General features: G+C 62.8%; 19 protein-coding genes. 12 read left to right on the top strand and 7 right to left on the bottom strand.

Annotated features, from left to right (window positions below; translation table 11 throughout):
- The first annotated feature begins 11 nt into the window (after window positions 1-11).
- The gene (locus tag ABIE20_RS13455; protein WP_429505509.1) at window positions 12-242 is read left to right on the top strand and encodes a DUF1127 domain-containing protein; all 231 of its coding nucleotides are present in this window, start codon (window positions 12-14) and stop codon (window positions 240-242) included.
- Here ABIE20_RS13455 and ABIE20_RS13450 read toward each other — a convergent pair.
- Window positions 239-1,543, bottom strand: coding sequence for an NAD(P)/FAD-dependent oxidoreductase (locus ABIE20_RS13450; protein ID WP_429505508.1), 1,305 nt, complete (start codon window positions 1,541-1,543; stop codon window positions 239-241). The two genes, ABIE20_RS13455 and ABIE20_RS13450, sit on opposite strands and share 4 nt — an antisense overlap.
- Before the next feature lie 114 nt (window positions 1,544-1,657).
- Here ABIE20_RS13450 and ABIE20_RS13445 point away from each other — a divergent pair, with 114 nt between their 5' ends.
- A complete protein-coding gene (locus tag ABIE20_RS13445; RefSeq protein WP_429505507.1) occupies window positions 1,658-2,011 on the top strand; it encodes a YkgJ family cysteine cluster protein in 354 nt (117 codons plus the stop codon).
- A 3-nt stretch (window positions 2,012-2,014) separates the two neighbouring features.
- On the opposite strand, the gene dadR is transcribed toward ABIE20_RS13445, so the two are convergent.
- On the bottom strand, window positions 2,015-2,503 hold the full coding sequence (gene dadR, locus ABIE20_RS13440) for a transcriptional regulator DadR (RefSeq protein ID WP_008366790.1): 489 nt from the start codon (window positions 2,501-2,503) through the stop codon (window positions 2,015-2,017).
- Between the two features lie 156 nt (window positions 2,504-2,659).
- Here dadR and dadA point away from each other — a divergent pair, with 156 nt between their 5' ends.
- From dadA to ABIE20_RS13410, 6 genes are all read left to right on the top strand, one after another.
- Window positions 2,660-3,961 (top strand): D-amino acid dehydrogenase, encoded by a 1,302-nt coding sequence (gene dadA, locus ABIE20_RS13435; protein ID WP_045199621.1) that lies wholly within the window; start codon window positions 2,660-2,662, stop codon window positions 3,959-3,961.
- Window positions 3,933-4,286 carry a RidA family protein gene (locus ABIE20_RS13430; protein WP_429505506.1) on the top strand — a complete coding sequence of 118 codons (354 nt, stop codon included), beginning with the start codon at window positions 3,933-3,935 and terminating at the stop codon, window positions 4,284-4,286. The genes dadA and ABIE20_RS13430 overlap by 29 nt, the downstream gene beginning before the upstream one ends.
- A 95-nt stretch (window positions 4,287-4,381) precedes the next feature.
- Complete coding sequence (gene alr / locus ABIE20_RS13425) at window positions 4,382-5,455, top strand: alanine racemase (RefSeq protein WP_429505505.1); 1,074 nt, start codon at window positions 4,382-4,384, stop codon at window positions 5,453-5,455.
- Window positions 5,456-5,563: 108 nt separating this feature from the next.
- Entirely contained in the window at window positions 5,564-6,112 is a 549-nt protein-coding gene (locus tag ABIE20_RS13420) for a cupin domain-containing protein (protein WP_010225839.1), read from the top strand.
- A 139-nt stretch (window positions 6,113-6,251) separates the two neighbouring features.
- Window positions 6,252-6,674: a c-type cytochrome gene (locus ABIE20_RS13415; RefSeq protein ID WP_429505504.1), complete on the top strand. Its 423-nt coding sequence runs from the start codon at window positions 6,252-6,254 to the stop codon at window positions 6,672-6,674.
- A gap of 122 nt (window positions 6,675-6,796) precedes the next feature.
- A complete protein-coding gene (locus ABIE20_RS13410) occupies window positions 6,797-8,710 on the top strand; it encodes an acetyl-CoA hydrolase/transferase C-terminal domain-containing protein (protein WP_429505503.1) in 1,914 nt (637 codons plus the stop codon).
- 94 nt (window positions 8,711-8,804) lie between these two features.
- Here ABIE20_RS13410 and ABIE20_RS13405 read toward each other — a convergent pair whose 3' ends face one another.
- Window positions 8,805-9,377, bottom strand: coding sequence for a xanthine phosphoribosyltransferase (locus tag ABIE20_RS13405; protein ID WP_429505502.1), 573 nt, complete (start codon window positions 9,375-9,377; stop codon window positions 8,805-8,807).
- 63 nt (window positions 9,378-9,440) lie between these two features.
- Window positions 9,441-11,450, bottom strand: coding sequence for a DNA helicase Rep (gene rep / locus ABIE20_RS13400; protein ID WP_429505501.1), 2,010 nt, complete (start codon window positions 11,448-11,450; stop codon window positions 9,441-9,443).
- Window positions 11,451-11,715: 265 nt separating this feature from the next.
- Here rep and ABIE20_RS13395 point away from each other — a divergent pair, with 265 nt between their 5' ends.
- On the top strand, window positions 11,716-13,380 hold the full coding sequence (locus ABIE20_RS13395) for a putative bifunctional diguanylate cyclase/phosphodiesterase (RefSeq protein WP_429505500.1): 1,665 nt from the start codon (window positions 11,716-11,718) through the stop codon (window positions 13,378-13,380).
- Between the two features lie 55 nt (window positions 13,381-13,435).
- Here ABIE20_RS13395 and ABIE20_RS13390 read toward each other — a convergent pair whose 3' ends face one another.
- Window positions 13,436-14,827, bottom strand: coding sequence for a NorM family multidrug efflux MATE transporter (locus ABIE20_RS13390; protein ID WP_429505499.1), 1,392 nt, complete (start codon window positions 14,825-14,827; stop codon window positions 13,436-13,438).
- A 155-nt stretch (window positions 14,828-14,982) separates the two neighbouring features.
- Here ABIE20_RS13390 and ABIE20_RS13385 point away from each other — a divergent pair, with 155 nt between their 5' ends.
- Both ABIE20_RS13385 and ABIE20_RS13380 read left to right on the top strand, forming a co-directional pair.
- On the top strand, window positions 14,983-15,927 hold the full coding sequence (locus tag ABIE20_RS13385; protein ID WP_429505498.1) for a LysR substrate-binding domain-containing protein: 945 nt from the start codon (window positions 14,983-14,985) through the stop codon (window positions 15,925-15,927).
- Between the two features lie 155 nt (window positions 15,928-16,082).
- Window positions 16,083-18,062, top strand: a complete 1,980-nt coding sequence (locus tag ABIE20_RS13380) for a methyl-accepting chemotaxis protein (protein WP_429505497.1) — start codon at window positions 16,083-16,085, stop codon at window positions 18,060-18,062.
- A 123-nt stretch (window positions 18,063-18,185) separates the two neighbouring features.
- Here the strand turns inward: ABIE20_RS13380 and hglS are convergent, their stop codons facing one another.
- The gene (gene hglS, locus ABIE20_RS13375) at window positions 18,186-19,583 is read right to left on the bottom strand and encodes a 2-oxoadipate dioxygenase/decarboxylase HglS (RefSeq protein ID WP_429505496.1); all 1,398 of its coding nucleotides are present in this window, start codon (window positions 19,581-19,583) and stop codon (window positions 18,186-18,188) included.
- Between the two features lie 95 nt (window positions 19,584-19,678).
- Entirely contained in the window at window positions 19,679-20,575 is an 897-nt protein-coding gene (locus ABIE20_RS13370) for a LysR family transcriptional regulator (RefSeq protein WP_038998061.1), read from the bottom strand.
- 135 nt (window positions 20,576-20,710) lie between these two features.
- Here ABIE20_RS13370 and ABIE20_RS13365 point away from each other — a divergent pair.
- The coding region (locus tag ABIE20_RS13365; RefSeq protein WP_429505495.1) for an aldehyde dehydrogenase family protein at window positions 20,711-21,454 on the top strand (744 nt) is incomplete at its 3' end.

Genomic DNA, 21,454 nt, shown 5'->3' with positions numbered 1-21,454 from the left:
GGTAACAAGCAATGAGCGGTATGAGCGATGTGCGCCTGAAACTGTATGCCGAAGAACTGAGCCGCGAGCAGCGTATCCAACTGTTCAGCGCGCCCACCGGTCTCAGTCGCTGGGGCCTGATGGTTCATCGCTGGAATACCCGCAGGGCGTTGCTGGCGCTGGATGCCGCGCAACTGCGCGACGTCGGCCTGACCCCTGCACAGGCCCGCGAGGAAGGCCTTAAGCCGTTTTGGCGCTCTTAGACCAGCTCTTTCATCCTGTGCCAGAGCATGCCCAGGGCCAGCAGCGGCGAGCGCAGGTGCTTGCCGCCCGGGAAGGTGATGTGCGGTACTCGGGCGAACAGGTCGAAGCGCCCGCTGTGCTGGCCGCTGATGGCTTCACCGAGCAGCCTGCCGGCCAGGTGCGTGGCATTCAGGCCATGGCCGGAGTACGCCTGGGCGAAGTACACATTGGGCTGGTCGGGCAGGCGACCGATCTGTGGCAGACGATTGGCACCGATGCCGATCATCCCGCCCCATTGATAGTCGATCCGCACTTCGCAAAGCTGCGGGAAGACCTTGAGCATTTTCGGCCGCATGTAGACGGCGATGTCCTGCGGATCTCGCCCGGAGTAATGGCAGGCACCGCCGAACAGCAAGCGGCGATCAGCTGACAGGCGGTAGTAATCCAGCGCCACGCGCTGGTCGCAGACGGCCATGTTTTGCGGCAGCAACTGGCTGGCCTGGGCTTCGCTCAGAGGCTCGGTGGCAATGATGTAGCTGCCGGCGGGCAGCACCTTGCCACCGAGTTCGGGGTTCAGGTCGTTCAAGTAGGCGTTGCAACCGAGCACCAGGGTGCTGGCCAATACCGAGCCTTGCGCGGTATGCACGCGAACCTGTGAACCGTAGTCGATGCGCGTCACCGCAGACTGCTCGAACAGGCGCACGCCCAGCTTGCTGGCAACGACCGCCTCGCCCAGGGCCAGGTTTAGCGGGTGCAAATGCCCGGAGCCCATGTCGATCAAACCGCCGACGTAGCGATCCGAGCCCACCACGCTGTGCATCTGCTCCGGCGGCACCAGGCGCAGCTCGTGGCGATAGCCGAGGGTGCGCAGTTCTTCGGCATCTTCGGCGAAACCTTGCAGGTCACGCGGTTTGTTGGCCAGGTCGCAGTAACCCCAGGTCAGGTCGCAGTCGATGCTGTGCCGTTCGATACGTTCACGGACGATGTCCACCGCTTCGAGGCCCATCAGCTTGAGCTCGCGCACGCCGTCACAGCCGAGGATCGAGGTGAACTGCTCAAGGCCGTGACCGACGCCGCGAATCAACTGCCCGCCATTACGCCCGCTGGCGCCCCAGCCGATCTTGCGGGCTTCGAGCAGGATCACATTAAGGCCACGTTCGGCCAGTTCGATCGCCGTGTTCAACCCGGAAAAACCACCGCCCACGACGCAGACGTCGCAACTCAGTTCGCCCTGCAGCTGTGGGTAATCCGCTTTTGGGGCGCTGCTGGCAGCATAGTAAGAAGCGGTGTGCGAGGCGGGCTGCTGAACGCCGGCGTTCATGGCGATGTCCTGGTTTTGAGTGTTTGGAAAATTTTACGCAGGATAAGCTGCGCTTTCAGGGGTGGGCAACCGTAGGGCAAAATAGAGCACCAGACTTCTTTGCCGCAGGCCGCCATGAGTTGTAACAGCCACAAGATCCGCTTCCTGCGCGAGCAGATCCCGTCGTTTGAATGCGTGCCGGGCTGTCACGACTGCTGCGGGCCGGTAACCACGTCCTCAGAAGAAATGGCCCGCCTGCCGCGCAAGAGTGCCGCCGAGCAGGAAGCCGCGCTGGCAGAACTCAACTGCGTGCACCTGGGCCCCAACGGCTGCACCGTATACGAAGAGCGGCCGCTGATCTGCCGCTTGTTCGGCACCACGCCGAAGCTGCCATGCCCCAATGGCCGCGCCCCGGCCGAGATGATCGATCCGCAGGCCGAGAAGCTGGTCCACCAGTACATCGCCAGCACCCGCCAAGTGCTGGTTTGAGCCTCAGTCCGGAATCGGCAGGTTGAGGCTTTCCTTCACCTCTTCCATGACGATGTAGCTCTTCGACTCGCGCACATGCGGCAGCTTGAGCAGGATGTCGCCAAGCAGCTTGCGGTATGAGGCCATCTCGGAAATCCGTGCCTTGACCAGGTAATCGAAATCGCCCGAGACCAGGTGGCACTCGAGCACGTGCGGCAACTTCAGTACGGCACGTCGGAACTCTTCGAAAGTGTCGCCCGACTTGTAGTCAAGGCTGATCTCAACGAAGACCAGCAGGCTGCCCTTCAAATGCTGCGGGTTGAGCCGGGCGTTGTAGCCCATGATGATCCCTTCGCGCTCCAGGCGCCGAACCCGCTCGGTGCAGGGGGTGGTCGACAGGCCGACCTTTTCGCCCAGTTCAGTAAACGAAATGCGTCCATCTGCCTGCAGGATGCGCAGGATATTGCGGTCGATCTTGTCCAGTTCACGTTTGCTTTGGTGCTGGGTTCTCATAGTGGATGCCCCTCCGTAAAAGCCAACCTTGCCGAGAATTCTCGCCAAATATAGGCTTTTATATAGTGAAAAGCACTGGTCATACCTTCCTATACTGCGCGCATCTACGCCATTAACAACAAATGTCAGCGGTACGCTGCGTCGAGGGTAATAAACATGCGAGTTCTGGTACTTGGTAGCGGTGTGATCGGAACCGCCAGTGCCTACTATCTGGCACGGCAAGGGTTCGAAGTCGTCGTGGTCGACCGCCAACCGGCAGTCGCCATGGAAACCAGCTTTGCCAACGCCGGCCAGGTCTCGCCTGGTTACGCCTCGCCCTGGGCTGCCCCGGGTGTGCCGCTCAAGGCCATCAAGTGGCTGCTGGAGCGCCACGCGCCCCTGGCCATCAAGGCCACCGCCGACATTGACCAGTACCTGTGGATGGCGCAAATGCTGCGCAACTGCACCGCCAACCGTTACGCGGTGAACAAAGAGCGCATGGTGCGCCTGTCCGAATACAGCCGTGACTGCCTCGACGAACTGCGCGCTGAAACCGGCATTGCCTACGAAGGCCGCACCCTGGGTACTACCCAGCTGTTCCGCACCCAGGCGCAACTGGATAACGCCGCCAAGGACATCGCCGTCCTCGAGCAGTCCGGCGTGCCTTACGAAGTTCTCGACCGCGAAGGCATTGCCCGCGTCGAGCCGGCCCTGGCCAACGTCACCGATATCCTTGCCGGTGCCCTGCGCCTGCCCAACGACCAGACCGGCGACTGCCAGCTTTTCACCACCCGCCTGGCGGAAATGGCGATCAAGCTCGGTGTCGAGTTCCGCTTTGGCCAGGACATTCAGCGCCTGGACTACGCCGGTGACCGCATCAACGGCGTATGGATCGACGGCAAGCTGGAAACCGCCGACCGTTACGTGCTGGCCCTGGGCAGTTACTCGCCGCAGCTGCTCAAGCCGTTGGGCATCAAGGCTCCGGTCTATCCGCTCAAAGGCTACTCGCTGACCGTGCCGATCACCGACCCGGCCATGGCCCCGACCTCGACCATTCTCGACGAAACCTACAAGGTTGCGATCACCCGTTTCGACAACCGTATCCGCGTTGGCGGCATGGCTGAAATCGCCGGTTTTGACCTGTCGCTGAATCCGCGCCGGCGCGAAACCCTGGAGATGATCGTCAACGACCTTTATCCTCGTGGCGGCGACCTGAGCCAGGCCAGTTTCTGGACCGGCCTGCGCCCGACCACCCCGGACGGTACGCCGATCGTTGGTGCTACCCCGTTCCGTAACCTGTTCCTCAACACCGGTCACGGTACTCTGGGCTGGACCATGGCCTGCGGCTCCGGTCGCCTGCTGGCCGACCTGATTGCGCGCAAGAAGCCGCAAATCAGCGCCGAAGGCCTCGATATCTCTCGCTACGGAAAACACCAGGAGCCTGCCAAGCATGTCAGTCCAGCACCAGCTCACCAATGAGCGCATGAGCCAGATCGTTACCCACAACGGCACCGTGTACCTCGCGGGCCAGGTGGGTGACGACATGAACGCCGGGATCGAGCAGCAAACCCGCGAGACCCTGGCCAACATTGAGCGCCTGCTGGACCTGGCCGGCACCGACAAGAGCCGCCTGCTCTCGGTGACCATTTACCTCAAGGACATCGACGCGCACTTTCAGGGCATGAACGCGGTGTGGGACAAGTGGCTGCCAAAAGGCGTCGCCCCGGCCCGTGCCACCGTTGAAGCCAAGTTGTGCGAACCGGAGATCCTCGTCGAGCTGTCGGTGGTCGCCGCACTGCCGTAATCCCGATCCCTCACCCGGTGCCGCCGGCGGCCGACCAGCAGTCTGCGAGCACCGGGCTTTTTACTTCTAACCAGACTGCCCAGAAGGCTGCCGTCATGCGTCCTGCCCGTGCCCTGATCGATCTTCAAGCCCTGCGTCACAACTATCAACTTGCCCGCGAACTGACCGGAGCCAAAGCCCTGGCCGTGATCAAGGCCGATGCCTATGGTCACGGTGCCGTGCGTTGCGCCCTGGCCCTGGAGCAGCACGCCGATGGTTTTGCCGTGGCCTGCATCGAAGAGGCGCTGGAGCTGCGCGCGGCCGGGATCAAACCGCCGGTGCTGTTGCTCGAAGGCTTTTTCGAAGCCAGCGAGCTGCAACTGATCGCCCAGCATGACCTGTGGTGCGTGGTGCATTCGCTGTGGCAGCTGGAGGCGATCGAACAAGCGCACCTGAGCAAGCCGATCACCGTCTGGCTCAAGCTTGACTCGGGCATGCACCGGGTCGGCCTGCACGCCAAGGACTACCAGGCCGCCTACCAGCGCCTGCTGGCCAGCGGCAAAGTGGCGCGCATCGTGCTGATGAGCCACTTCGCCCGTGCCGACGAACTCGACAGCGAGGCCAGCAACGAGCAACTGGCGGTATTCCAGGTCGCGCGCCAGGGCCTGAGCGCCGAGGTCAGCCTGCGCAACTCGCCAGCCGTGCTCGGTTGGCCGAACATGCCCAGTGACTGGGTGCGCCCGGGCCTGATGCTGTACGGCGCCACGCCGTTCGAAGTGCCGCAGGCCGAAGCTGCTCGGCTGCAGCCGGTCATGACCGTGCAATCACGGGTGATCAGCGTCCGTGAGCTGCCGGCTGGCGAACCAGTCGGTTATGGCGCCAAGTTCCTCAGCCCGCGGCCGACCCGGGTTGGTGTGGTGGCCATGGGTTACGCCGATGGCTACCCACGCCAGGCACCCAACGGCACGCCGGTATTGGTAGCGGGCAAGCGCACACAGCTGATCGGCCGGGTGTCAATGGACATGCTCTGTATTGACCTTACTGACGTGCCGGAAGCGGGCCTCGGCAGCCCGGTGGAACTGTGGGGTAAAAACGTGCTGGCCAGCGAAGTGGCCATGCATGCTGGCAACATCCCTTACCAGATTTTCTGCAACCTCAAGCGCGTACCGCTGGACTACAGCGGCGATTAAGGCGCCAAAGCGGACAGGCTGCGGGTCGAAGTGTTGTAAATACTGAACGCTGTTGCGATGATAACGTTCAATTTCGACCCCACTCGTTCGTTTAGGAGGGCTCCAGCTTTGGACGTCGGTGAACGACTGCAAGCCATACGCAAGCTCAAGGGCCTGTCACAGCGTGAACTCGCCAAACGTGCGGGCGTCACCAACAGCACCATCTCGATGATCGAGAAGAACAGCGTCAGCCCTTCCATCAGCTCGCTGCGCAAGGTGCTGAGCGGTATCCCGATGTCCATGGTCGAGTTCTTTTCCGAAGAGCTGCAACCGGAAAACCCCACCCAGATCGTTTACAAGGCCCACGAACTGATCGACATTTCGGACGGCGCGGTGACCATGAAACTGGTCGGCAAGGCGCACCCGAGCCGGGCCATTGCCTTCCTCAACGAGGTCTACCCGCCGGGTGCCGATACTGGCGAAGAGATGCTCACCCATGATGGCGAAGAAACCGGCATCCTCCTTGAAGGCCGCCTTGAACTGGTGGTGGGGCTGGAAACTTTTATCCTCGAAGCGGGCGACAGCTACTATTTTGAAAGTACCAAGCCGCACCGTTTCCGCAATCCTTACGATGAGCCGGCCCGGCTGATCAGCGCGGCGACTCCGGCCAACTTCTAGCAGGCATTGCGCGGCGGATTGTCGCGGCTAAGACCCTTTGGACACTAGGGTTGTTTCGGTGAGCCAGGGTTCCCGTTATACTTGCGCCGCCTGCGAAACCGTGGCCGCGGGCGTGACTAGCCACCATGAGGGTGTACGCGTGAATCTAATCAAGAAAATGCTGGCCGTACCAGCTGCCGTATTGGCCCTTTGGGCAGTCAGCGCTCAAGCTGCGACCAACGACGACATCGCCAAGCGACTGGATCCGGTTGGCCAGGTGTGTGTACAGGGGCAGGAATGCAAGGGAATGGAAGTCGCAGCCTCTGCTGCTGGCGGCGGTGCCAAGACCCCGGATGAAATCATCGCCAAGCACTGCAATGCTTGCCATGGCAGCGGCCTGCTCGGCGCGCCGAAAATCGGCGATACCGCCGCCTGGAAAGAGCGCTCCGACCACCAGGGTGGCCTGGACGGCATCTTGGCCAAGGCCATTACCGGTATCAACGCCATGCCGCCCAAAGGCACCTGCGCCGACTGCTCGGATGACGACCTGATGGGCGCCATCAAGAAGATGTCCGGCCTGTAAGCCCAGCGCTTGCCCAACAAAGCCCGCCACGTGCGGGCTTTGTGCTTTTTAGCGCTGGCCAGCGCAGCAATCTGGCGGCATGCTCGGTCCAACCTGTTCAAGGAATGCCACAGGAGGCCGAGATGGCGTACAGCTGTTCGATCGACGATGCCGTAGACCAGGTGCTGGCGCGCCTGCCCGCGCATATCCACATGGGCCTGCCGCTGGGGCTGGGCAAGCCCAACCGCTTCGTCAACGCCCTGTACGCGCGGATTCGCCAGTTGCCCGAGCGCCAGCTGACGATTTACACCGCCTTGAGCCTGGGCCGCCCGGACCTGGGCGATGGCTTGCAACGGCGCTTTCTCGAGCCTTTCATTGAGCGGGTGTTCGCCGACTACCTTGAGCTGGACTACCTGCACGACCTGCGCCGCGATCAGTTGCCGGCCAACATCCGTGTCGAGCAATTCTTCATGCAGCCCGGTAGCTTGCTGCACAGTGCCATGGCCCAGCAGGACTACGTCAGCAGTAACTACAGCCACGCCGCCCGCGATATCAACGCCAAGGGCTTGAACCTGGTGGCGCAGTTGGTAGCCGAAGATCCTGCACATCCCGGCCAGTTGAGCCTGAGCTGCAACCCGGACATCACCCTCGACCTGCTGCCGATGATTGCCCGCCGCCGGGCAGCCGGTGAAACCATCCTCATGCTCGGCCAGGTGCATGCCGAACTGCCGTACATGCCGGGCGCGTCCGAGCTGCCCCGGGATGACTTCGACCTGCTGATCGACCGCCCGGAAAGCACCCGGCTGTTCTCAACGCCGAACATGCCGGTCACCACCCAGGACCATTTTATCGGCCTGCATGCCAGTACCCTGGTGCGCGATGGCGGCACCCTGCAGATCGGCATTGGCGCCATGGGCGATGCGTTGACCGCCGGGTTGCTGGCACGACAGGCTGACAGCGAGGCGTACCAGGCTTTGCTGGCAGATCTCGACCTGACGCCCTGGCAGACCCTGATCGAACGCGAAGGCGGCACTCAGCCCTTTGCCCACGGCCTGTATGGCTGCAGCGAAATGTTCGTCAACGGCCTGCTGGCGCTGGTCGAAGCCGGGATCATCCGCCGCCCGGTGTACCCGGACGAGGCGCGTCAGCAGGCGGCCAACAATGGCGAGCTGGATGACCAGGGTGTGCTGGTGCATGGCGGCTTCTTTCTTGGCCCTCAGGCGTTTTACCAGCGCCTGCGGGAAATGCCTCTAAGCCAGCGTAAACGCTTCGCCATGAGCGCCATCAGCTACATCAACGAGCTGTATGGCCAGGAGTCGCTCAAGCGCCTGCAGCGCCGGGATGCGCGCTTTATCAATACGGTGTTCACCATGACCTTGATGGGCGCCGGGGTCGCCGACCAGCTGGAAGACGGCCGGGTGCTCAGCGGGGTCGGCGGGCAGTACAACTTCGTTGCCCAGGGCCATGCCCTGGAAGGCGCGCGTTCGATCCTGCTGCTGCGCAGCTGGCGCGAGGCGGGCGGCGAGGTCAGTTCCAACCTGGTCTGGGAATATGGCCACTGCACCATTCCCCGCCACCTGCGCGATATCGTCGTCACCGAATACGGTATTGCCGACCTGCGTGGGCAGACCGATGCCGAGGTGATTGCTCGCTTGCTGGCTATCAGTGACTCGCGCTTTCAGGCCGAACTGATCGAGCGGGCGCAGAAGGCCGGCAAGCTACCGAGGGACTTCCGCCTGGCCTCACGCTTCACCGACAACACCCCGCAGCGTATGCAGGCGCTGCGCGACCGGCACGCACGGTTGTTCCCCGAGTATCCGCTGGGCAGTGATTTCACGGCTGAGGAGCGCGATTTGTTGCGGGCGCTGAACTGGCTCAAGAGCAAGTTCAAGTTGAGCGAGGTGCTGGAGCTGGGCAAGGCGGCGCTGGATGCACCGGCACCTGAGGCGTATCCGGCGCAGTTGGCGCGGATGAACCTGGCGCAGCCGCAGGGGCTGAAGGAGGAGCTGTATCAGCGGCTGTTGCTGGCGGGGTTGCAGGCGACAGCGGACGCTTGAGGGCCTATCGCCGGCAAGGCCGGCTCCCACAAGGGGCAGGGTCAACCTGGTGCCCTGTGGGAGCCGGCCTTGCCGGCGATAGGATCAAGGCGAGTTACTCGATGAAAGTAACCACGCCATCTTTCAGCGACTTCACCCGGGCCAGCGATTCAACGCGGTAACCCTGGCTGTCCAGCTCGGCACGGCCGCCCTGGAACGATTTCTCGATGACGATACCCAGGCCGGCAACAGTGGCGCCGGCTTGCTTGATGATCGAAATCAGCGCCTGGGAGGCTTTGCCGTTGGCCAGGAAATCGTCGATCACCAGCACGCGGTCGCTGCTGTTGAGGTGGCGCGGGGAGATCGCCACGGTATTTTCGGTCTGCTTGGTGAAGGAATACACCGAAGCCACCAGCAGGTTTTCGGTCAGGGTCAGCGACTGGTGCTTGCGTGCGAAAATCACCGGAACGCCCAGTTTCAGGCCGGTCATCACCGCCGGGGCAATGCCCGAGGCTTCAATGGTGACGATCTTGGTGATGCCCGAATCGGCGAACAGACGGGCGAACTCGTCGCCAATCAGTTGCATCAGCGCAGGGTCGATCTGATGGTTGAGAAACGCATCGACTTTGAGAACCTGATCGGAAAGCACGATGCCTTCTTCGCGAATCTTCTGGTGCAGTGCTTCCACTGTGGTATTTCCTCGATGTAGCAAGAGTGGCCACGGCAATACGCCGCAGCAAAGGTTGATTATCTAACGTTTGAGCATGGCACGGATATCGGCCAGTGCATTGTTGCCACGGGCGGCCTTCACTTCGGTCGGCGCGTCGTCAAGGCCCTCCCAGGCCAGGTCGTCGTCGGGCAGCTCGTCCAGGAAGCGGCTCGGCGAACAATCGATGATCTCGCCGTACTGCTTGCGCTTGGCGGCAAAGGTGAAGGCCAGGGTCTGACGTGCGCGGGTAATCCCTACGTAGGCCAGGCGCCGTTCTTCCTCGATGGTGTCGGCTTCGATGCTGGAGCGGTGCGGGAGGATTTCCTCTTCCATGCCCATGATGAAGACGTAGGGGAATTCCAGACCCTTGGAGGCGTGCAGGGTCATCATCTGCACGCCTTCGGCGCCGTCTTCCTCTTCCTGCTGGCGCTCGAGCATGTCGCGCAGCACCAGCTTGCCGATGGCTTCTTCGATGGTCATGCCGCCGTCTTCGTCTTTCTCGAGGGTGTTTTTCAACGCCTCGATCAGGAACCAGACGTTGCTCATGCGAAAATCCGCGGCCTTGTCGCTGGAGCTGTTGGTGCGAATCCAGTTTTCGTAGTCGATGTCCATGATCATGCTGCGCAGGGCAGCGATCGGATCTTCCAGGGCGACCTGCTCGCGGACCTTGTCCATCCAGCGCTTGAAGCGCTGCAGGCGATCGGTGTAGCGACTGTCCAGGTGCTCGCCAAGGCCCAGCTCCTCGCTGGCGGCATACATCGAAATCTTGCGCTCGGTGGCGTAGTTGCCGAGCTTTTCCAGGGTGGTCGAGCCAATTTCCCGGCGCGGTACGTTGATCACCCGCAGGTAGGCGTTGTCGTCGTCCGGGTTTACCAGCAGGCGGAAGTAGGCCATCAGGTCCTTGACTTCCTGGCGTCCGAAAAAGCTGTTGCCGCCCGACAGGCGATACGGCACCTGGTGGTGTTGCAGCTTCAGCTCGATCAGCTTGGCCTGGTAGTTGCCCCGGTAAAGAATGGCGAAGTCGCTGTAGGGCCGGTCGGTGCGCAGGTGCAGGCTGAGAATTTCCATGGCCACCCGTTCAGCCTCGGCTTCCTCGTTCTTGCAGCGGATCACGCGGATCTCGTCGCCATGGCCCATCTCGCTCCACAGCTGCTTTTCGAAGGCATGCGGGTTGTTCGAGATGAGGACGTTGGCGCAGCGCAAAATGCGGCTGGTGGAGCGGTAGTTCTGCTCGAGCATCACCACTTTCAGCGACGGGTAGTCGTCCTTGAGCAGCATCAGGTTCTCGGGCCGCGCACCGCGCCAGGCGTAGATCGACTGGTCGTCGTCGCCAACCACGGTGAACTGGTTGCGCGTGCCGATCAGCATCTTCACCAGCAGGTACTGGCTGGCGTTGGTGTCCTGGTATTCGTCGACCAGCAGGTAACGGACCTTGTTCTGCCACTTCTCGAGGACATCGGGGTTGTCCTGGAACAGCTTGACCGGCAGCAGGATCAGGTCGTCGAAGTCCACCGCGTTGAACGCCCGCAAGGTGCGCTGGTAGTGCGCATAGACCACCGCGGCGGTCTGTTCCTTGGGGTTGCGGGCGTTTTCCAGGGCTTCGGGCGGCAGGATCAGGTCGTTCTTCCAGGCACCGATCATGTTCTTGATCTCGTCGACGCCGTCGTCGCCCGAATATTCCTTCTGCATGATGTCGGTCATCAGGGCTTTGACGTCGGTCTCGTCGAAAATCGAGAAGCCCGGTTTGAAGCCTAGCCGTTCATGCTCCTTGCGGATGATGTTCAGGCCCAGGTTGTGGAAGGTCGACACGGTCAGGCCGCGGCCTTCGCCCTTGCGCAGCAGGGTGCCGACCCGCTCTTTCATCTCCCGCGCGGCCTTGTTGGTAAAGGTCATGGCCACGATGTACTGGGCACGTATGCCGCAGTTCTGGATCAGGTGCGCGATCTTGCGGGTGATCACGCTGGTTTTGCCGGAGCCTGCACCGGCGAGCACCAAAAGAGGGCCGCCGACGTAATTCACGGCTTCTTGTTGCCGGGGGTTGAGTCGGGACATGACGAAAACCGGGGACGCTAGAAAAATAGCCGGGCATTTTAGCAGGGGTAGAAAGTTTCTGCCGCGACCGTCTGACAGTGTGACGTACCGCGCGATCTAAATTTGCCGCATTTGATACTTTCCCGCAGGATGCGTGGCGAAACCTGCGGGATGTCGGCAATGGAATGGCATGACTTTAAGTGAAAATCATTTTCATTAATGGTTTAGGATACGCAATCTCGCTGCCCATCGTCATTTGACTGCGCCTACGTCCTAAGGAGCCAGCTTGTCTACGCCCGTCGAACCCTTGCGTTTGCTCCTGCTGGCCGATGAGCCGGAATGGGCCACTGTGTTGCGCGAGTGTCTGCTGCCGATGGCGGGCCAGGCGGTATTGCTGACCGCTCCGAACTGGGAGGCAGTCGATACCCTGTTTGCCAATGACCGCAATGCGCTGGTGCTGGCGACCCCGCCACTGCAGCCGGCGCCCGGGCGATGCGTACTGCCGATGGTGCTGCTGCTCGAGCACGAACCGCAGGTGCCGCCACCGGGTGTCAGCGACTGGTTGATCCGCGACCAGCTGACCAGCAATATCCTGCGCCGCAGCCTGCGCCATGTCCGCGAGCGTGGCGTCCTCGAAGCGACCCTGCAACGTCTGGCCGAACAGGACCCGCTGACCGGTATCGCCAACCGCCAGGGCTTTCAGACCCTGCTGGCCGCGCGCCTGGCCGACAACGAAGGGCGCGGTGTCGCCCTCGGGCACCTGGACCTCGACAACTTTCGCCATGCCAACGACGCCCTCGGCCACCAGGCCGGCGACCGGCTGATCCTGCAAGTGGTGGGGCGGCTGAAAAGCCAGCTTGAAGCCGGCGACCAGGTTGCGCGCCTGGGCAGCGACGAGTTTGCCCTGCTGATCGATACCCGTCGCGAGCCGCAACGCGCCGAATGGATGGCCGAACGCATCACTGAAGCCCTGGCCGAACCCTACTGGATCGACGGCGAAAGCCTGTTGCTCGGTTGCAGCCTGGGGGTTGCCCACGCTCGCGCCCAGGGGGGCGCGGACCCGCTGATGTGGCATGCGCACATCGCCATGCAGCAGGCCAAGAGCACTCAGGGTTGTACCTTTCACGTCTTCAACGAACGCATCAACCGCAACGCCCGCAGCCTTGCCGACCTGGAAAGCGAACTGCGCCGGGCGCTGCGTCGTGACGAGCTGGAACTGCACTACCAGCCGCGACTGAACCTGGCCGACGGGCGCATCGTCGGCCTCGAAGCCCTGGTGCGCTGGCGCCATGCCGAGCGCGGGCTGCTGCCGCCCAGCGAGTTCGTACCGCTGGCCGAGCAGAGCGGGCTGATCGTGCCTTTGGGCTACTGGGTCATCTCCCGGGCCCTGCGCGACATGCAGGCGCTGCGCGAACAGGGCCTGGCGCCGCTGCACATGGCGGTGAACCTGTCGTTTCGCCAGTTTCAGGATAGCCAGTTGTTGGCAACCCTGAGCCGGCTGATCATCGAGCACGGGGTCGATGCCCGCTGGCTGGAATTCGAGCTGACCGAAACCGCCGTGATGCGCCGCAACGACCTGGTCAAACAGACCATGGACGCCCTTGGGCGCCTGGGCGTGCGCTTCTCGCTGGACGATTTCGGCACCGGCTTTTCGTCGTTCGTGCACCTCAACAGCCTGCCGATCACCTTGCTCAAGGTCGATCGCAGCTTTGTCGGCGGCATGGAGCAGCGTGAAGAAAACCGCAAGCTGGTGCACGCGATGATCAACCTGGCGCACAACCTCAACCTCGAGGTGGTGGCCGAGGGCGTGGAAACCCCGGAGCAAATGGACCTGCTGCGCAGTTTCGATTGCGATCAGGTGCAGGGGTTTCTGATCAGCCGGCCGTTGCCGATTGATGAGTTGATGGAGTATTTGCTCCGCGGGCCGGCGCAGCAGGCGGTGGCGTTGTAGATTCCGGGGCTGCTTTGCAGCCCATCGCTGGCAAGTCCAGCTCCCACAGGGCCCTTCAAACCACCGAAGCAGTCACCTTGTTCACCCCAGCGGCACTGCCCAGCAAGCGCTTCATCCGCCATTCGAATGCCAGGGTCAGGCTCACCGCCGCACACGCCAGGCCCAGCGCCAGCCCCCACCACACGCCTACCGCGCCCAGGCCGAGGTTGAAGGCCAGCAGCCAGGCCGCCGGCGCACCGATAACCCAGTAACAGAACAGCCCGACCAGGAAGGTGGTCTTGGCATCCTTGAGGCCTCGGATCGAGCCCATGGCGATGGTTTGCACGCCGTCGAACAGCTCGAACCAGGCGGCGACCATCAACAGGCTTACCGCCAGCTGGATGATGTCGGCAAAGGCCGGGTCCCCGTGGTCGAGGAACAGCCCCACCAGCGGGTCTGGCAGCAGCCAGAAGAGCATGGCGAACATCAGCATCATCGCCGCGCCGAAGCCGATACCTACGCGGCCGGCATGGCGGGCCCCCAACAGGTTGTCGGCACCGTAATAGAGCCCGACACGCATGGTCACGGCGTACGACAGGCCAGCCGGAATCATGAATGCGGTAGAGACGATCTGCAGGGCAATCTGGTGCGCGGCAAGCTCGGTGCTGCCGAGCACGCCCATGCACAGCGCGGCGAAGGCGAACAGGCCGACTTCCACGGTGTAGGTGCCGCCAATCGGCAGGCCCAGGCGCCACAACTCACGCAGGGCCGGCCACGACGGGCGGCTCAGGCCCTGGCGAATCGGGTAGGGCGCATACGCCGGGTGCCAGCGGATATACAGCGCCATGGCCACGGCCATGCAGTTGGCAACGATTGCGGTCACCAGGCCGATGCCCACCAGGCCCAACTTCGGCAGGCCGAACATGCCTTCGATCAGCGCATAGTTGAGCAGGAAATTGGCTACCGTACCGATCAGGCTGATGACCATCACCGGCGTCGAGCGGCCAATGGCGCTGGTAAAGCCGCGCAGGGCCATGAAGCTCAGGTAGCCGGGCAGGGCGAAGGGCAGCAACAGCAGGAACTGTGTGGCGGCCTCGACGTTGTTCGGGCTCTGGCCGAGCAATAGCAGTACCGGCTCCAGGTTCCACAGCGCCAAAGCCGCCACCAGAGCCATGACCCAGGCCAGCCACAACCCGGCCTGGGTCAGGCGGGTGGCGCCGGCGATGTCGCCAGCACCCTTGCGAATTGCCACCAGGGTGCCGACAGCAGCGATCACGCCCAGGCAGAAAATCGACACGAACGAATAACTCGCCGCGCCCAGGCCGCCACCGGCCAAGGCCTGCGGGCTGATGCGGGCCATCATCAGGGTGTCGGTGAGCACCATCAGCATGTGCGCCAACTGCGAGGCAATCAGCGGCCCGGCCAGGCGCAGCAAAGCCTTGAGTTCTTGGGTAGGCGCAGCCTGCATGGAGTCGTCCTTTTCTTACGCGATAGATTCAAAGCGTGAAAGTCTGAGGCTTCGTGCGGTTATCCACAAAAGGATAATAGCGATGGTTGGCATGATTAAAACTCATGGGAGTATGATCCTGGCGATCGCTTGTGGATAACTCGGAGCCCGCCGCCATGTCTCGCCGTTTACCGCCTCTGTACGCACTGCGGGCCTTCGAAGCGGCTGCCCGACACAGTTCGTTCACCCGCGCCGCAGATGAGTTATCGATAACCCAAAGTGCGGTCAGCCGGCACATCCGCACCCTTGAAGATCACTTCGCCTGCCGTTTGTTCGTGCGCAATGGCCGCAGCCTGCAACTCAGCGAAGCGGCGCGTTTGCTCTTGCCGGGTGTGCGCGAAGGCTTCGCCGCGCTGGAACGGGCTTGCAACACCCTGCGCAGCGAAGACGACATCCTGCGCATGAAAGCCCCTTCGACCCTGACCATGCGCTGGCTGCTGGCGCGCCTCAGTCGCTTTCGCCACCTGCAGCCGGGCAACGAGGTGCAACTGACCAGCGCCTGGATGGATGTCGATCATGTCGATTTCAACCATGAACCTTTCGACTGCGCGGTGTTGCTCAGCGATGGTCACTTTCCGCCGGATTGGGAGGTCAAGCGGCTGTTCTCCGAGCTGTTGATCCCGGTCGGCGCGCCGGAACTGCTCAAGGAAGGATCCTGGGACGAGCGGCGCCTGGCTGCTGTCGAGCTGCTGCATCCGACCCCCGACAAGCGCGACTGGCGCAGTTGGCTGGCGCGCATGGACCTCACTGACAAGGTGTCGCTCAAGGGCGGCCAGGTGTTCGACACCCTGGAGCTGGGCATGATCGCCGCGGCCCGCGGTTATGGCGTATCCATGGGCGACTTGCTGATGGTTGCCGAGGACGTCGCCCAGGGCCGCCTGAGCCTGCCGTGGCCGACGGCAGTGGCCAGTGGGCTGGACTACTACCTGGTCTGGCCCAGGACCCGCCCCGGTGGTGAGCGCTTGCGGCGCCTGAGCGATTTTCTGCAAGGCGAAGCGGATTCCATGGACCTGCCCAAGGTAGAAATACTGGGGTTATCAGCGCCTATCGGAGCCGGTTGAACGTTTGCGCAGGATAACCCTGTTGCATGCTCAAGTATTGCTCCGCGCCGCCGAAGCAGAGGCATCAGAACCACGCCTAGATGGTTCGATTCCCGTATTGATGCGGACGGTCAGCGTGATCAGGACGATCCCGGCCCCTCTTGCCAGGAGCTTTCATGTCTCAACCCCGTGCCCGGATTGCCTCGCAACTCGGTATCGCCCTTGCCATCGTGCTGGCTGTGGTGATTACCGGTAGCACCCTGTTTGCCCTGCGTTCGCTGGACAACGCCAACCTGATCACCCGCCAGGAACACCTGGCCAGTGAAGCGCGCTTGCTCGCCGATCAGCTCGACACTTTTCACAGCACCCTGCGCGAAAGCACCCAGCGCCTCAGCGGGCTGTTCGAGAAGCGCTTTGCCGCCGGTTTGCAGCTGCATCCCGGGGAGTCGGTGACGGTCGCCGGGGTTGCCACGCCCGCGCTGTACCTGGGTGAGCAATTGCTCAACAACGACTTTCGCCAGGTGGATGATTTCCGCCAGATGACCGCAGGCGTTGCCACCTTGTTCGTGCGCAGCGGCGACGATTTCATTCGTATCAGCACCTCGCTGACCAAGCAGGACGGCAGCCGCGCCATTGGCACGCTGCTCGACCGCCAGCACCCGGCTTACGCGCGCTTGCTCGCCGGTCAAGCCTATGTTGGCCGGGCCAACCTGTTCGAACGCGACTACATGACCCAGTACACCCCGGTGCGTGACGGCAGTGGGCGGGTGATCGCGGTGCTGTTTGTCGGCTTCGACTACACCGACGCGCAGAAGGCCCAGTTCGCCAACCTCGGACGTTTTCGTATCGGCCAGACCGGTTCACTGGCCTTGCTCGACGACAAGCAGCACTGGTTGGTGCCGCCAGCAGGTGTGCGTGCGGACAGTCAGGCGGCACAGGCGCTTGCCGGGTTTACCGCGGGCGAGGGGCGTTTCTGGCATGACGGCGTTGAAGAACTGTTCAGCGTGACCGTGCCGTTTGCCGGCGGGCCGTGGACGGTGGTGGCCAGCATGCCGAAGGCGGAAATCCGCGCGGTGACCTGGAGCGTCGGTACCCGCCTGGCCATCGGCAGTTTGCTGGCGATGTTGCTGGCGGTCGCCGCCACCCTGTGGCTACTGCGCCGCCGTTTGCGCCCCTTGGGTGACCTCTTGCAGCAAGCGCAGGCTCTTGGCGCCGGTGACCTGCAGGCGCGCTTGCGGGTATCGCGCGATGACGAAATCGGCCAGCTGGCACACAGCTTCAACCAGATGGGCGAAGCGCTGGCGAGCATGGTTGAGCACATTCGTGCAGCAGCGGAGCAAGTCAGCAGTCGTGCCCAGGCGTTGTCGGCGATGTCCTCCGGGGCCTGTGAGGGCATGGAACAACAGTCCGGCGAAATCACCAGCATGGCCGGTGCCGTCGAGCAGTTCAGCGCCACCTCGATGAACATCGCCAAGAACATGGGCAGCACCGAACGCATGGCTCAGGACAACGTCCAGCAAACCCGCATTGGCCGCGCTTCGATGGACCAGGCGTCGGCGTCTCTGGAGCAGATCGCCAGCGCCCTGGCCGGCACTGCCACCGTGATCGACACCCTGGGCCTGCGCTCCGAGGAAATTGGCGGCATCGTCGGCGTGATCACTTCGATTGCCGAGCAGACCAACCTGCTGGCCCTGAACGCTGCCATCGAAGCGGCGCGGGCCGGTGAGCAGGGCCGGGGCTTTGCCGTGGTTGCCGACGAGGTGCGCAACCTGGCCTCGCGTACCCGCCAGGCTACCGATGAAATCTCGGCGATGATCGGCAGCATCCAGCAGGAAACCGGCAACGCCATCAGCACCATGGAGCAGGGCAACCGCCTGATGCAGGAAGGTCTGGAGCGCAATGCCAAGGTTGCTGCGGCGCTGGCGCAGATCGATGAGCGCAGCCGCTCGGCGGGGGAGCAATTTGCCGCCATTACCACCGCCACCCAGGAACAGAGCAGCACGGCGAACGTGCTCAGCCGCAACCTGCAGAGCATTGCCCTGGCCAACAGCGAGCAGCGTGAGGTGGCGACTAACCTGGCGGCTACCGCGCGTGAGCTTGAGGGGTTGGCGGGGCAGCTGCGGCAGGAAGTGGGTAGGTTTAGGGTTGGGCGTTAGGTTCTGAATCGGGGGCGCTTTGCGGCGCATCGCCGGCAAGGCCGGCTCCCACAATGGTGCTGTAAACACTGAATGGTGGGAGCTGGCCTTGCCAGCGATGGGCTGCGCAGCAGCCCCGGGTTCCTACAGCTGCGACAGGCCCAGCGCCTGCGCACAGGCCATCAACGACCGCCGCTCACTCTCGGCATACAACGCCAGCTCATCCAGCACCGGTGTGCCCAGCGCCTGTTCGAAGGCATCGCGGTTGGCATTGCTGCCGTACTCGTTCTGCGCATCATCGCCCAGGTTCGACTGGAAAATCCCCGCCGCACTGACCGGCAGGAAGTCCTCGTACACCAGGGCCTCAAAGTGGATATGCCCGGCGTCGATCAACCCCTGCAATGAAGTCGGCCGCTGAGCATCGCCGCGCGCCGCCATGCCACGCTCGGTGGCGAAGTAACGGAAGTACGCCAGCGCCTGCTCCCGCATCTGCGCCAGGTCATCCGGGAAGGCCTTGAAGCTGTCGCTGAGCAGACTCATGTAGCGCTCGGCATTGGCCTCGGCCGGCACCCCACCCAAGGCTGCGCGGGCGCTATCGAGCAGTTGGTCATACAGCTGGCGCCCCTTCGGCGTCAGCGCCGCACCCCGTTGCTCGATCTCGCCAAAGCGTGCGGTATGGCTGCCACTGCGTTCACCGTGTTGATCGGTGAACGCGACCTTTTCCTGCAGTGCCTTGAAACTGGTCTGACGCAGCAGTATCGGATGGCGACGCGGTGGCGGCCCTTCGATCACGGCTTTGGGCGGAATGCCCTTGGCCGGCATCCCCAGCTGAATGGCATCGATGTCCAGGGTGCGTGGGGTCAGGTGGTTGATGTGCGGGCCCTTGAAGGCCACCACATCGGCAATCAGGCGGTGCTGGTCGTGCAGTTGCTGGTACTGTTCGGCGGTCACCGTAGCGGCCCGGTGCCAGCGGAAGGTATGCAGGGCTTCATCGACAAAGGCTTGAGCATCGTCGATATTCAGGCCGCCATCACGCTCGAACTGTTCGATCAGTTGCAGCGCGCGCGGAGTGAAGATCTGCCGCCGGGCAAGAATTTCGCGCGACAGTTCACGCAGCGCCGGGTTGTCGATCAGTTCCAGGCGCAGCAGTGAAGTGAAGACCCGGAACGGGCTGATGTGCAGCGATTGCTCGTGCACGGCGCGAAAAGCGGTGGAATGCACTGGCACGCCGGCTGAGCTCAAGTCGTAATAACCCACCGGCTGCATGCCCATCACCGCGAACAGGCGGCCGATGGTTGCCAGCTCTTCGGCAGTGCCGACACGAATGGCGCCGTGGCGCTCCTGGTCGAGGCGCTCGATTTCGCCGGTCCAGCGCAAGGCCTGGGCAACCTCAGGTTGCTCAGCCATTACCTGCTGATTGATTTCGCTCACCAGCGACAGCAGCGTGCCGTAAAGCGGCACCTCTTGTTTGTACATGAGCGACATGGCGGCCGAGAACTGCGCGCGAATGCTGTCCGGGCTGACGAAATCTTGAGCGGGCATCGAAAGCTTCCTGGTAAGTGGGCACCCTTACATGAAAGCGAGGAATGCAGTGCCTGCACAAGCGAAAAAAAGTCGATGCGTCATTCCAAAAATTATCAATCTTGCCCAGCCAGCTCGGCGCGAATCCAGTCGACCAGAGCGCGCACCTTCGGCACTTCCGCAGCATGCTCGGAAAACGCCAGGAAATGCGCGCCGTTACTGCGCATGCTGTGCTGCCAGGGCACAACCAGTTTGCCTTCGGCCAACTCCTGAGCCACCAGGTAACGCGGCACCAGGGCCACGCCGCAGCCCGACTGTGCAGCGCTCAGGCTCATATAGAAGGTGTCGAAGCGCGGCCCGTGATAGCTGTGGGCCGAATGCAGGCCTTGCTCCAGGAACCACTCGTGCCAGGCCTCCGGACGCGAGGTACTTTGCAGCAGCACCAATTCGGCCAGTTCGCTGGCGTCCTTGAGGGTACGCCCTTGCAACAGCTCTGGCGCGCACACCGGCAGCACTTCCTCACCGAACAGCTCGATGCAGGTTGCACCTGGCCAGGTGCCCTGGCCAAAGAAGAACACCACGTCGGCGGTCGCCTGTAACAGGGCGAAGGGCTCCATTTCGTTGCGGATGTCGAGGTGGATGTTCGGGTGCTGCTTGCCGAAGCCCTTGAGGTGCGGAATCAGCCAGCGCACGCCAAAGCTCGGTTGAGTGGCTACCTTCAGGACTTCGGTCTGTTCGCCGTAGGACATGATGTAACGGCTGGACATATCGACCTGAGTGAGAATCTTGTTGACCTCAGCCAGGTACAGCGCGCCTGCTGGTGTCAGCTGCAGGCGCCGACGGATGCGCAGGAACAAGTGATGGCGGAGCATCTCTTCAAGCTGGGCCACCTGCTTGCTGACGGCGCTCTGGGTCAGGTGCAGCTCCTCGGCGGCGCGGGTGAAGCTCAAGTGCCGGGCGGCAGCTTCGAAACACTGCAGGGCGGCCATCGATGGCACCAGACGTTTGGACATAGCGGTCTCTAAGCCAGTAGATCATTACCTGGCGGAATGATATGCAGAATAAAGGTCGTTTGTTGCGCCAGAGTGATCGGATTAATACTGATCCCTATCACTATTTCAACCACTCATCGCATGCAGGAGAAGAAAATGGTTGATGGACTGCTTGACCGCCTTGGTGTCCCGGCCACTGCCTACACCCACGGCAACCATCCCGTTCACACCCCTATCGATGGCAGCGCGATTGCCGCGGTGCACCTGGAAAGCAAAGCCCAGGTGACCGCCAAGATCGATCAGGCCGAAAAAGCCTTCCAGGCCTGGCGTAACGTCCCGGCCCCGCGCCGCGGTGAGTTGATCCGCCTGTTCGGCGAAGTGCTGCGTAAATACAAGGCCGAGCTCGGCGAGCTGGTGTCGATCGAAGCCGGCAAGATCACCCAGGAAGGCCTGGGCGAAGTGCAGGAAATGATCGACATCTGCGATTTCGCCGTCGGCCTGTCGCGTCAGTTGTACGGCCTGACCATCGCCTCCGAGCGCCCGGGCCACCACATGCGTGAAACCTGGCACCCGCTGGGCGTGGTCGGTGTCATCAGCGCCTTCAACTTCCCGGTGGCGGTCTGGGCCTGGAACACCACCCTGGCGCTGGTCTGCGGTAACGCCGTGGTGTGGAAGCCGTCGGAGAAAACCCCGCTGACCGCGCTGGCCTGCCAGGCGCTGTTCGAAAAAGCCTTGAATGCCTTTGGTGAAGCCCCAGAAGGCCTGAGCCAGTTGATCATCGGTGATCGCGAGGCCGGTGAAGCCTTGGTCGACGACCCGCGCGTGCCGCTGGTCAGCGCCACCGGCAGCACCCGCATGGGCCGCGAAGTTGGTCCGCGTGTTGCCGCGCGCTTCGGGCGC

This window comes from Pseudomonas sp. 2835 (genome assembly GCF_050435905.1).
In the GTDB taxonomy this organism is placed as follows: Bacteria; Pseudomonadota; Gammaproteobacteria; order Pseudomonadales; family Pseudomonadaceae; genus Aquipseudomonas.
This window is presented reverse-complemented; position numbering and strand designations above follow the sequence as displayed.